Annotated in this window: 10 protein-coding genes, 1 tRNA gene and 1 pseudogene; 1 reads left to right on the forward strand and 11 read right to left on the reverse strand. The window is 34.0% G+C overall.

Features of this window, described 5'->3' with window-relative positions:
- Nucleotides 1–155: 155 nt before the first annotated feature.
- A pseudogene (locus IEU88_RS13735) lies at nucleotides 156–323 on the forward strand (transposase); the annotation flags it as partial.
- A 228-nt stretch (nucleotides 324–551) separates the two neighbouring features.
- Here the strand turns inward: IEU88_RS13735 and IEU88_RS12195 are convergent.
- From IEU88_RS12195 to polX, 11 genes are all read right to left on the reverse strand, one after another.
- Nucleotides 552–625, reverse strand: a tRNA-Arg gene (locus IEU88_RS12195).
- A gap of 239 nt (nucleotides 626–864) precedes the next feature.
- Nucleotides 865–1,374 (reverse strand): metallophosphoesterase family protein, encoded by a 510-nt coding sequence (locus IEU88_RS12200; protein ID WP_103373528.1) that lies wholly within the window; start codon nucleotides 1,372–1,374, stop codon nucleotides 865–867.
- Nucleotides 1,374–1,955: an XTP/dITP diphosphatase gene (locus IEU88_RS12205; RefSeq protein ID WP_096810354.1), complete on the reverse strand. Its 582-nt coding sequence runs from the start codon at nucleotides 1,953–1,955 to the stop codon at nucleotides 1,374–1,376. The genes IEU88_RS12200 and IEU88_RS12205 overlap by 1 nt, the downstream gene beginning before the upstream one ends.
- A gap of 17 nt (nucleotides 1,956–1,972) precedes the next feature.
- Complete coding sequence (gene racE, locus IEU88_RS12210; RefSeq protein ID WP_096810355.1) at nucleotides 1,973–2,767, reverse strand: glutamate racemase; 795 nt, start codon at nucleotides 2,765–2,767, stop codon at nucleotides 1,973–1,975.
- Between the two features lie 261 nt (nucleotides 2,768–3,028).
- Nucleotides 3,029–3,841, reverse strand: coding sequence for a succinate dehydrogenase iron-sulfur subunit (sdhB, locus tag IEU88_RS12215; RefSeq protein WP_096810356.1), 813 nt, complete (start codon nucleotides 3,839–3,841; stop codon nucleotides 3,029–3,031).
- A 2-nt stretch (nucleotides 3,842–3,843) separates the two neighbouring features.
- Nucleotides 3,844–5,607: a succinate dehydrogenase flavoprotein subunit gene (gene sdhA, locus IEU88_RS12220; protein ID WP_096810357.1), complete on the reverse strand. Its 1,764-nt coding sequence runs from the start codon at nucleotides 5,605–5,607 to the stop codon at nucleotides 3,844–3,846.
- 40 nt (nucleotides 5,608–5,647) lie between these two features.
- Nucleotides 5,648–6,259, reverse strand: a complete 612-nt coding sequence (locus tag IEU88_RS12225; RefSeq protein WP_096810358.1) for a succinate dehydrogenase cytochrome b558 subunit — start codon at nucleotides 6,257–6,259, stop codon at nucleotides 5,648–5,650.
- A gap of 337 nt (nucleotides 6,260–6,596) precedes the next feature.
- Nucleotides 6,597–8,381, reverse strand: a complete 1,785-nt coding sequence (gene uvrC, locus IEU88_RS12230; protein ID WP_096810359.1) for an excinuclease ABC subunit UvrC — start codon at nucleotides 8,379–8,381, stop codon at nucleotides 6,597–6,599.
- Between the two features lie 229 nt (nucleotides 8,382–8,610).
- Nucleotides 8,611–8,925 (reverse strand): thioredoxin, encoded by a 315-nt coding sequence (trxA, locus tag IEU88_RS12235; RefSeq protein ID WP_019469293.1) that lies wholly within the window; start codon nucleotides 8,923–8,925, stop codon nucleotides 8,611–8,613.
- 82 nt (nucleotides 8,926–9,007) lie between these two features.
- Nucleotides 9,008–11,356 carry an endonuclease MutS2 gene (locus IEU88_RS12240; protein ID WP_103373527.1) on the reverse strand — a complete coding sequence of 783 codons (2,349 nt, stop codon included), beginning with the start codon at nucleotides 11,354–11,356 and terminating at the stop codon, nucleotides 9,008–9,010.
- Between the two features lie 9 nt (nucleotides 11,357–11,365).
- On the reverse strand, nucleotides 11,366–13,078 hold the full coding sequence (gene polX, locus IEU88_RS12245; RefSeq protein ID WP_096810361.1) for a DNA polymerase/3'-5' exonuclease PolX: 1,713 nt from the start codon (nucleotides 13,076–13,078) through the stop codon (nucleotides 11,366–11,368).
- Nucleotides 13,079–13,102: the final 24 nt, after the last annotated feature.

Raw genomic sequence — 13,102 nt, forward strand, 5'->3', positions numbered from 1 at the left:
CATAGGCGCATAATCTCTCCTTAATTTATTTGGTCAGATATTTAAATTATAGAGATTTTTGCGCTTTTTTTGTACCAAAAAACAGGACTGATTTTTATATCAGTCCTGTTTAGTATAGAGCCCATTAAAATTATCAATTATCATTAAAATACCCTAATATGAACAATGCTCCAATAGAAGGTATCAATAATAAAGTTAAACTTATTAAATGAATATCGTTTGGATATAAAAATCATGATAATTTGCGTAATCGTATCTTACTAACTTCACGGCTTTATACTTCTTCAATCAAAAAAGAGATTAAGCAACCTAATATTGCCTAATCTCAAAAATGGTATCAGTCCTCTTTGACAAAGAGTCTAAAAAATTAAGAAATGCAAATATGTCGTAACCATATTTGTGGCCACGCATACAAATTTTGTAACCACCATGTGACCAAAAATTATAAAACATATAAAAATATAATTTTAGACAAAATAAAAAGAACGCTGACATATCAACGTTCTTGGTTAAGTATATGTTATAGAATTTGGTGTAATTCTATGCATTAGTGTCCTGGGAGGGATTCGAACCCCCGACCGATGGCTTAGAAGGCCATTGCTCTATCCAACTGAGCTACCAGGACATCATTCTTTTGAACACAAGAATTATTATATCTAACTTATGCCAATAAAGCAATACTCTGGCCATTAAAAATAAATATGATTTTTCACTATTGTAAACTTTTTATCATATTATTGCCATTTTATTTTTTATCAAATTATTTTTCGAAAACGCGTCATTAAACTTTCAAATACAGAAACAAGGAAGCGTTACTAAAATGAAAGATGTCACCATTTTATAAGCACACTCCCTCTTATCTAATTAAATTGTAAAATTTTCGCTATTAATAATTTTATGGTCTCGATTGCGGAAATTTAACGTTGCAGATTGATTTGTTTCATCAATTAACAATTCTGCATAAGTTTCTTCTATATCGCTTCGAGATTGTGAAATGCTCCCAGGATTTATAACATGCACGCCGCTAATGACTTCATGTTTAGCTACATGTGTATGGCCATAAAATGCAAATTGGCAATCTGAAGCTTTTGCTTGTTGGGCTATATTCATTCTTGTGCGATTAACACTGTATAAATGGCCGTGCGTTAAAAATGCTTTTATTCCACGTATATCAATAATCTGTTCATTTGGAAATTCTGGATAAAAATCAGTGTTTCCTTTTACTTTATAGAAATGACTCAATTCACTATCGTCATATGCAAGTTCAGAATCTCCTAAATGTATTGCAACATCTATATCATCATGCTGATTAATGACATTGAATAAAATACCTTGTTCTGTATGATTATCACTAACAATTACCCATTTCGTCATTATTGATCACCTTCTAGATATTGTTGTAGTTGTTCTATAGCTCTCCCTCTATGACTAATTGCACCTTTTTCTTCAGCTGTTAATTGTGCCATCGTTTTATTTTTATCTTCAACATAAAAGACTGGATCATAACCAAAACCATATTCACCAATTTTGTCTAAAGTAATTTCACCTTGTACTGTCCCTTTAAATTGAACCGTTTCTTCGCCAGGCGCACTCATACTAATGACACAAACAAACTGTGCGCTGCGATCAGTTTCATCGCCTAATTTAGTTAATAATTTTTCAATATTGGCATTATCATCTTTGGCTTCACCTGCATATCGTGCTGAATAAATGCCAGGTTCGCCATTTAAAGCAAAAACTTGTAAACCACTGTCATCAGCGATCACACGTTTATTCAACGCTTTAGCAGCAGCTTCAGATTTTAATTTTGCATTTGCTTCAAAGGTATCGCCTGTTTCTTCAACATCAAAACCTTCAATAATTTCTGAAATGCCTATGACGTTATATTCAGGAAAAATAACTCTAAAATCATTTATTTTCCCTTTATTATTTGATGCAATAACAATATCTTCCATTTTGTTTTCTCCTCACTTTAAACTTCGATTTTTTCAACTGTTGTTTTCATATTTAACCATTCTTCAATAATACGTTCGATATGTTCAGTTTCTCCGGTAGCAAAAAATCTATGTTTAGGTTGGCTTTTATAGCCAGCATGTTCATTGCTAAAGGTTAATAATGCGCTTACTTCTCTAGCAGTTTCTAAACCTGAAGAAATAACAATTTTTTCTCCCCCAAAATAATCGTTTATTGGTTGATACAACAATGGGTAATGTGTGCAGCCTAAAATAACAGTATCTGCTTTACTATTTCTCCATTGTTTTAATGTTTGATGAATCACTATGCTAGTAATTGTCGGATCTTTATACCTCATTTGTTCAACAAGAGGCACAAAACCTGGACAAGCTACGCCTGACACTTCTACATTCGGATTTATCTTCTTAATATGGTGTCTATAAGCCTCCGATTTAATAGTACCTTCTGTTCCTAAAATTAAAACATTTTGATTTTTAGTAGTCATAATTGCTGTTCTAGCGCCTGGCTCAATGACGCCAATAACAGGTATAGCAAATAAGCTCTGCAGATGTTTCAAAGCTACTGCTGTTGCGGTATTACACGCAATAACTAACATTTTAATATCAAAAGCCATTAGTTTTTCAGCTAATTCAGTTGTGAATTGTCTAACTTCTGAACCTTCTCTAGGTCCATAGGGACATCGTTTAATATCTCCTAAATAGTAGATTGTTTCATTTGGCAATTGGCGCATAATTTCTTTTGCTACTGTTAAGCCACCAACGCCAGAGTCAATGACTCCAATTGGTTTCTCCATATTTTGTTCATCCTTACATGTTTACTTGTCTTTTATTGTAGCACAGCCACGTTTTCAAAATCATTTTACAAGACCTAAAATATAATAAATATATCGCTTAAAAACATAATAAATAGCTATGTTTCAGAATAAATGAGCCATTAGATAAAGCAGTTTTTAAACACTTGAATAACCGCTTTTTCACACAGACACCCACTACCACAATATAGAAAAGCCTGAGATATTTATATCCCAGACTCTTTGTTAATTTATAATATTTAATTAATTTACTTGATGATCTGAACCAAAGAATGATTTAAACATGTGGAAAGAAGTTTCTCTGTTTAATGCTGCTATAGATGTCGTTAGTGGAATACCTTTTGGACATGCATTAACACAGTTTTGAGAGTTACCACATTCTTGTAAGCCACCTACGCCCATCAACGCATTTAAACGCTCGTCCTTAGTCATTGAGCCTGTTGGGTGTAAGTTAAATAATCTAACTTGTGAAATGGCTTGTGCGCCTATAAAATCATTATCTCTTGTAACGTTTGGACAAACTTCTAAACACACACCACACGTCATACATTTTGATAACTCATATGCAGTTTGTCGTTTTTTCTCAGGCATACGTGGTCCAGGACCAAGATCATACGTACCGTCAATCGGCACCCATGCTTTCATACGTTTCAAGTTATCAAACATTCTACTACGATCAACTTGCAAGTCACGGATAACTGGGAAGGTGCTCATTGGCTCTAATTTAATTGGTTGTTCTAATTGGTCAATGATTGCCGTACAAGATTGTCTTGATTTACCATTGATAACCATCGAACAAGCGCCACAGACTTCTTCTAAACAGTTCATATCCCAAATGACAGGTGTTGTTTTTTCACCCTTGCTATTAATTGGGTTACGTCTAATTTCCATTAAACAAGCGATGACATTTAAATTCTCTTTATAAGGTATTTCAAATTCTTCCTCATAAGGATTTGATTCTGCGTCATCTTGACGTTTAATAATTAATTTAATCGTTTTTTGGCTTTGTTGTTCGTCTTGTGCTTGCGCTTCATTTACTTCTTTAGTATCTGCCATAATTATTTACCTCCTTTAGCACTACTTGTATAGTCACGTTTACGAGGTGGGATTAAACTTACATCGACTGGTTCGTATGTAAATTTAGGCGCTTCTGTTTTTCCTTGATATGATGCTAAAGTTGTTTTCAACCATTCTTCGTCGTTTCTCTCAGGGAATTCTGGTTTGTAATGTGCCCCACGAGACTCATTTCGGTTATAAGCACCGATTGTGATAACACGTGCTAGAACTAACATATTCCATAATTGACGTGTGAAGAATACTGCTTGGTTACTCCATGTTTGCGTATCTTCAATGTCAATATTTTGATAGCGCTCCATCAATTCTACGATTTTCTTGTCTGTTTCTAATAGTGATTTATTTTCTCGTACAACCGTTACATTTGCTGTCATTACTTCACCAAGTTCTCTATGAAGTTTATACGCGTTTTCTGTACCGTTCATTTTTAATAGATTATCGAATTTTTCTTGCTCTTCTTTGACACGTTTTTCATAAATGCTATCATCTAAATCTGTATAAGAATTTTCAATATTTGAGATATATTTGATCGCGTTCGGTCCTGCAACTGTACCGCCATAGATTGCCGATAACAATGAGTTAGCACCTAAACGATTACCGCCGTGTTGTGAAAAATCACATTCACCAGCTGCAAATAAGCCTTTAATATTCGTCATTTGGTCATAGTCTACGTATAGGCCACCCATTGAATAGTGTACCGCTGGGAAGATTTTCATTGGTACTTTACGTGGATCATCACCAGTGAATTTTTCATAAATTTCAATGATACCACCTAATTTTACATCTAATTCATGTGGGTCTTTATGTGAAAGGTCTAGATATACCATGTTTTCACCGTTAATACCTAGTTTTTGGTTTACACATACATCAAAGATTTCACGCGTTGCAATATCACGCGGTACTAAGTTACCGTAATCCGGGTATTTTTCTTCTAAGAAATACCATGGTTTACCATCCTTATATGTCCAAATTCGACCACCTTCACCACGGGCAGATTCACTCATTAATCGTAATTTATCGTCTCCAGGGATAGCTGTTGGATGAATTTGAATGAATTCTCCATTCGCATACATCGCTCCTTGTTGGTATACGATTGAAGCTGCAGAGCCTGTATTAATCATTGAATTCGTTGTTTTACCAAAAATAATGCCAGGGCCACCAGTTGCCATGATAACCGCATCTGATCCAAAAGATTGAATTTCTGCGCTAGTCATATCTTGTGCTACAATCCCTCTAGCCATGTTGTCATCATCTTTGACAATGCCTAAGAATTCCCAACCTTCATATTTTGTTACTAAACCATCTACTTCGAAACTACGAACTTGTTCATCTAGGGCATACATTAATTGTTGTCCAGTTGTCGCTCCAGCATAAGCTGTTCTATGATACATCGTACCACCAAAACGTCGGAAATCTAAAAGTCCTTCACTTGTTCTATTAAACATTACGCCCATACGGTCCAGTAAATGAATAATTTTAGGCGCTTCTTCTGCCATTGCTTTTACGGGTGGCTGGTTAGCTAAGAAATCGCCACCATAAACTGTGTCATCAAAGTGGACCGCAGGTGAGTCACCTTCACCTTTCGTATTTACCGCTCCGTTTATACCGCCTTGGGCACATACAGAGTGTGAACGTTTAACAGGAACTAATGAGAACAAGTCTACATGAGCGCCTTGTTCCGCTGCTTTAATTGTTGCCATCAGACCGGCAAGTCCTCCACCGACAACAATAATTTTTTTCTCTGCCATAAATAGTCACTCCCCTAAATATATCTGAAACATTTTTAAATTATACGAACGCAAGAATAGCACTTAATCCAATATATGAAACTACGATAAATACAATAAGTGATACCCATGTAAAAATTTGTTGTGATCTTTTTGATTGTAAAACGCCCCAAGTTACTAAGAACGACCATAAGCCATTAGCAAAGTGGAATGTTACAGCTAGTAAACAGATGATATAGAAAATTAACCAACCTGTATTTGATACAATGTCATGTACCATATCAAAATTCACTTCATCACCTAATGCACGTTGAATACGTGTTTGCCACAAATGAATCGCAACAAAAACAAACGTAATAACACCTGTGACACGCTGTAATAAGAACATCCAATTTCTAAATTGGGAATAATGTCCTACGTTTTCCTTTGCCGTAAAGGCAATATGTACACCATATACCGCATGATAAAAAATTGGAATATAAATAAAGATAAACTCCAATGCAATCAAAAATGGCAGTGATTCCATAAATCCAGCTGCTTTGTTAAACGCCTCAACACCTTTCGTTGCTTGGTGGTTAACGAGCAAATGGATTAATAAGAATCCGCCTATCGGTATCACGCCTAGTAAAGAATGTAAGCGTCTTAAATAGAATTGATTTTTCGAGTATGCCAAAAGGAAGTCCCCCCTGTGAAACAATTAATTTTTTGGTATCTTTCATTAAAGTAAAGAAGCGATGACACTTATCAACTAAAACTAAGCTACAACATTTTATAATATCGCTTTATATTTATAGCAATGTAAAGTGCAACATACTTTTGTTAAACATTGAAGTATTACCCCTAGTTGGTTTTGACAGTTGTTTAACAACTTAGATTTAAGTGATAATTTTTCTCAATTAGAAAACGCTTCCATATACTTTTAAAAAAAGAATCCCTGTTATTTGCTATTGTAACACTAATTAGTAAGATTTTGGGCATGAGAATGATTCTCATCCCCTAATCTTTTTTTCTTACTTGTTGTATAACGCCTGATGAAGATTCTCAGCAACATTTTGAGGTAACCCCGCTGATTTTAATTCTTCAACGCTTGCTTCTTTCATTTTCTTGATTGAACCGAAAGTACGCAATAATTTTGTTTTTCTTTTAGAACCGATACCGTCTACAGTATCCAATACTGATTGTAAACCTGTCTTCTGACGTGTTTGTCTGTGAAATGTAATTGCGAATCTATGAACTTCATCTTGAATTCTTTGTAATAAGTAAAAAGCTTGGCTATTCTTTTTCAGAGGAACCACTTCCGCACTTTCCCCGTATAAAATTTCTGATGTTTGATGCTTATCATTTTTACGTAAGCCAGCTACTGGAATGTCTAGTCCTAATTCATTTTCAAGTACATCAATGACGCCGGTCATGTGACCTTTACCACCATCTACAATAATTAAATCAGGTAAAGGTGAGCCTTCATTCAGCACCCGCGTATAACGTCTTCTCACAACTTCTCTCATAGATTTATAATCATCTGGACCATCTACTGTTTTAATCTTATATTTGCGGTAGCCTTTTTTATTAGGTTTGCCATCAATAAATGAAACCATGGCTGAAACAGGGTGCACGCCTTGAATATTTGAATTATCAAAAGCTTCAATTCGTATGGGCGTCTGTATACCCATGCAATCTCCCAACTCTTCAATCGCTTTAACTGTACGTGACTCATCTTTAGCAATTAATTCGAATTTATTATCTAATGTCACTTCTGCATTATGATTGGCTAAGTCTATCAATTCTTTTTTCTTACCTTTAATTGGCTGCACAATTTTAGTGTCGACCACTGATTGAATAATTTCTTTATTTAAATTTTTAGGGATATGCACTTCTTTAGGTAATATATGTTGGTTCAAGTCATAAAATTGACCTATAAAGGTATAAAATTCTTCTTCTTCTGTTTGTTGCAAAGGAATCATTGTAGCGTCTCGTTTAATCATGTTTCCTTGCCTAATGAAGAACACTTGAACACACATCCAGCCTTTTGAAACAGTGTAACCAAAAACATCTCTAATAGTATTATCAGAAGTTGTAATTTTTTGTTTTTTAGTTAAATTATGAATGTGTTGAATCAAATCTCTATATTCTTTCGCTCTTTCAAAATCTAGTGCTTCACTTGCTTCGCCCATTTTTTGTTCTAAATTATTCAGTATAGTCTTATCTTCTCCATTTAAAAAATCAGAAATTTCTTTTGTCATTTCAGCGTATTTATTTAAATCTACTGGATAGACACACGGCCCTAAGCACTGCCCAATATGGTAATATAAGCACAATTTATCTGGCATTTTATCACATTTCCTAAATGGATAAATTCTATCGAGTAGTTTTTTCGTTTCTTGAGCCGAATACGCATTAGGGTACGGTCCAAAATATTTTCCAGTCCCCTTTTTTACCGTGCGTGTCACAAGAAGCCGAGGATATTTTTCTTTTGTAATTTTGATAAAGGGATAACTTTTATCGTCTTTTAATAAAATGTTATACCTAGGTTGATATTGTTTAATCAAGTTAAGTTCTAACAATAAAGATTCAGTCTCACTTGATGTTACAATAAATTCAAAATTTCTAATTTCTGAAACGAGCCTTGTTGTTTTAGCATCATGTGCACCAGTAAAATAAGACCTTAATCTGTTTCTTAACTTTTTTGCCTTACCTACATATATAATTTGATCATTGCGATCTTTCATTAAATAACAGCCTGGTTCAGTAGGTACTACAGTCAATTTTTGCTTAATATCTTCTTGGTATGCTTCCATTTCATTTTCCTCCTTTCTATCAAATTTCTATATTCTTTATTGAAAAGTAAATGTATATATATAAACTTACACTGAAAATAAGTTGTACTTCATTTTTATCCTTCTTTGTAAGATTAAAATGCTAATTGTTATTATAAAACATTATTTATAATTAAACCAAAGTATTCGTTTTATTTACAAATTTAAAAGCTGAGACATTAAATTAATTAATGTCCCAGCTTGGTTGTTTCTATAAGTGTTTTTCGATTACTTCTGCTAAGTTTTCTTTAGGTTGGAAACCTACAACTTTATCAACAGGTTCTCCATCTTTAAATAAGATTAAAGTTGGGATACTCATTACTTCAAATTTAGCAGCTGTTGATGGATTTTCATCTACATCAAGTTTTAAAATATTAGCTTTTCCATCATAATCACCAGCTAATTCTTCTAATACTGGAGCAATCATCTTACATGGTCCACACCAAGTTGCCCAAAAATCTACTAAATTGACACCTGATTGAATATTTTCATCAAAGTTTGAATCTGTTACTTTTACGATTGCCATAACTGCCAATCCTCCTTAAATTATCAAATGATGAAGAAATTATAACAGAGTTTTTATAATTCTGCATATCTCTTGCTCACATTTATTTTAATTCTACAACGGTCACGCCAAATCCGCCTTCACTTGGCATACCGTTCCTATATGATGACACATTTTTATGTCGTTTTAAATGTTTTTGCACACCTTTTTGCAATGCGCCTGTTCCTTTACCGTGAATAATGTAAACTTGCTCATAGTTACTCAACACAGCTTGGTCTAAATATTGATCAACTGCGACCATCGCTTCATCATAACGATAACCGCGTAAATCCAGTTCCATCTTTATGCTTTGGCGATTTTCACGCTTAACCATTTTAGTAGGCGTTTCTTTCGTTTTTTTCGTTTTTTCTAAGTCACTGATTGGCAGCTTCATTTTAATAATACCCATTTGGACGACTGCTTCATTTTCGTCCAATAATTCTAAAATCTCGCCTTTTTGCCCATAAGTTAGCACTTTCACTTCATCGCCGACTTTAATTTCATCCCATTTTTTCTTTTGTATATTTTGTTTTAATGATTTCGCTTCATACTGATCGTCAAGCTGTTTCTTTTTATTAATGAGTTCATGCTCTTTTACATCTGCACCTTTTTTGTCTCTAAGTTCACGTAATTCTTTAATAATATCCTCAGCTTCTTTAGTTGCAGCTTTCACCCGTTGATTTGCTTTTTCTTTAGCTTCGCTCATTAATTGTTTCTCATGATTTTGATACTGTTCGTATTGTTTCTCAAGATTATCATGTGTCTCTTGTGCTTCACGTAGCAATCTATCTAATTCAATACGTTGTTCATCTACACGTTTAGAATTTTTTTCTAATGACGCGATCATTTCATTTATTTCTTGTTCGTCTTGACCAATCATTGATTTCGCTTTTTGAATTACTTTCATATTTAAGCCTAATTTTTTAGAAATGTCAAAAGCATTTGAACGCCCTGGCACGCCCATTAACAATTTATACGTCGGGCTCAATGTATTAATGTCAAATTCAACACTCGCATTCATCACACCAGTTCTGTTATAACTGTAAGCTTTAAGTTCAGGATAGTGTGTAGTTGCCATGACGAGAGAACCAATGTCATGTACATAATCTAAAATACTCATTGCTAATGCAGCACCTTCACTAGGATCTGTGCCAGCGCCAAGTTCATCAAATAAAATCAAACTGTGCTTAGTTGTATTTTGTAATATTTCAACAATATTTTTCATATGAGAAGAAAATGTTGATAGTGATTGTTCAATAGATTGTTCATCCCCGATATCACAATAAACATTCTCGAAGATGCTCAGTTTACTGCCATCTAATGTAGGAATCAGCATACCGGATTGTGCCATAAGAATAATGAGTCCTAGTGTTTTAAGTGTTACGGTTTTACCACCTGTATTCGGCCCAGTAATAATCACCGTTTCAATATCTTCTGCGAATTCTATCGTATTCGCTACAACTGTATCTTGATCTAATAAAGGATGGAATGCTTTTGGTAGATAAACTGTGCGTTCACTTGTAAATTCAGGCTTTGTGCCTTTGAACGAACGTGCATAACGTGCTTTAGCAGTTAAAAAATCTATCTGGCCCATTATAGATTCTGAAATTAAGCATGCATCTGCTTCTGCAGCCACATAGCCGGTTAGTTCAGTTAAAATACGTTCACTTTCTACTGCTTCATCATTGCGTAGTCGGCTAATTTGGTTATTCATTTCAACAATAGAAGATGGTTCAATATAAAGTGTTTGACCGGATGCGGATTGGTCATGCACAATGCCGTTAAAATCTTGACGGTATTCAGCTTTGACTGGAATAACGTTACGTTCATTACGAACTGTGATAATAGCATCAGACAATTTTTTCTGATTCGCTTGGCTCTTAACAATTTTATCTAAATTTTGTTTTATACGTTGCGTTGTTCCAGATATTTTACTGCGAATACCTTGTAATTCATAACTTGCATTGTCAAATAGATCATTTGCATCACATTTTTGGTGAATATTTTGATATAAACCTGAAAGTACAGGTAATTGTTCCATTCTATCGTGGAGGATAGTATAATTCACTTCCTCTTCTTCTTCCAACAAGTTATTATAAAATGTTTTATATTGGTTTTGAATTTGTATTAAGCGTTTAATTGCATTGAGCTCTTTAACACTTAATACGCCACCAATTGTTGCTCTATGGATGAGTGCAGATACCGCTGATAGACCACTCAAACTCGGCAATCTATATTTATTATAAATTTGAGCAATTTCATCTGTTTCATTAATTTGAAATTCTACAGTTTCTATATCAGTTGCTGGCACCATTCCAACTACTTTTTCTTTACCTAAATCACTCATTGTTTCTTTTTCAACGAGTGCTTTAATTTTATCGAATTCTAAGACATTTAATGATTTCTGTCTCATATAATCCCTCTATTTCTTCAATTTAATATTGTTTTCGATAAACGCTTTAAAAGCCTCTCGATCCATCGTATTAATTACGCTATCTTTTTTAACAAATCCTTTTTGTGCAGTAGCCACACCATATTTCATAAATTCTAAATGATCGACATGATGCGCATCTGTGTTAATCGTCAATTTAACGTTTGGATGCTTTTTAACTATTTCCGCGTTTAAATCTAAGCGTTTTGGATTTGCATTGATTTCTAAAATCGTATTTGTTTCTTCAGCAATTTTACATAATTTATCAATATCTGGTTCATATCCTGGTCGTTTACCTATAATACGTCCTGTAGGGTGCGCAATATGTCTTATATAGGGATTCCGACATGCTTGTTCCAATCTATACATAATTTCATCTTGCGATTGATTAAAACTTTGATGTATTGCTGCAATAACGTAATCTAATTGTGCTAAGATTTCATCACTATAGTCTAATTGACCATTAGGTAATATGTCCATTTCAATGCCTGAATATATATCAATTTCATCGTATTTTTTATTTAAAGCTTTAATCGCTTCATTCTGGCGTAATAAACGTTCTACAGAGAGACCGTTTGCCACTTTTAAACTTTGAGAGTGATCAGTAATAACCATAAATTGATAACCTTTAGCAATATTTGCTTCAATCATATCTTCAATGCTAAAAGCACCATCACTGTATGTTGTATGCATATGAATATCACCGTTGATATCATTTAAAGTGACAATGTTAGATAAATCTTTATCAAACTCGCTTCCATCTTCACGTATCGCTGGTTCGATCCAATTCACACCAAAGTGTTCATAGATTTCTTTTTCACTATGGTATTGGAGTAATGAACCATCGGCTTTTTCTATACCATATTCACTTACTTTTTCATCTTGTTCTTTTGCTAATTGGCGGATGCGAATATTATGATCTTTCGAACCAGTGAAATGCTGTAGCGTATGATAAAACGCTGAAGGTTCAATCAATCGGAAATCTACACCTATCGTTTCATCATCATAGGCTAATTCTAATGAAACTTTTGTCGAACCAACTGCAATTTCTTTCACCTTGTTTGGAATGTTCAATAATGCTTGCTGTACTTCCGTTGGTTGTTTTGTACTTATAATATAATCTAAATCTTTACTCACTTCTTTAAAGCGACGAAAGCTGCCTGCAACTTCGTATTTTTCTATGGCTTCAACTGTCGCTAAATAGTCGTCAATGTCTATATTTAAACCTCTCATTTGATCAATAGGATAATGTTCTTTTTTCGCGCCCAATGCTTTCACTGCTTCAAGTATATTCTGTTCCGTTTTCTTAGCGAAACCATTTAGTTCACTTACTTTTCCTTCTTCGCATGCTTGTTGCAAAGCTTCTTTTCCATCTATATTAAGTTCTTTATATAGTTTAGCTATTTTCTTACTACCAAGTCCTTGAATTTTTAATAAAGGTATAAGTCCTTCTGGCACTTCTTCTTGTAAAGCTGCTAATGTTGTCGAATGACCGTTTACAAGGTATTCATTGATCACTTCACCAACACCTTTACCAATTCCTTTTAATTCAGTGACATCTTCAATTTGATCCAAAGGGCGTTCGTCGATTTCTAAACTCTGAGCTGCTTTTCTATAAGCTGAAACTTTAAAAGTATTTTCACCTTTGATTTCCATATATACAGCTATTTTTTCTAATAATTGAACAATTTCTTTTTTTGTCATTAAGTTTCACTCCATAAAAAAAGA

Source organism: Staphylococcus nepalensis (assembly GCF_014635045.1).
GTDB classification, from domain to species: Bacteria; Bacillota; Bacilli; order Staphylococcales; family Staphylococcaceae; genus Staphylococcus; species Staphylococcus nepalensis.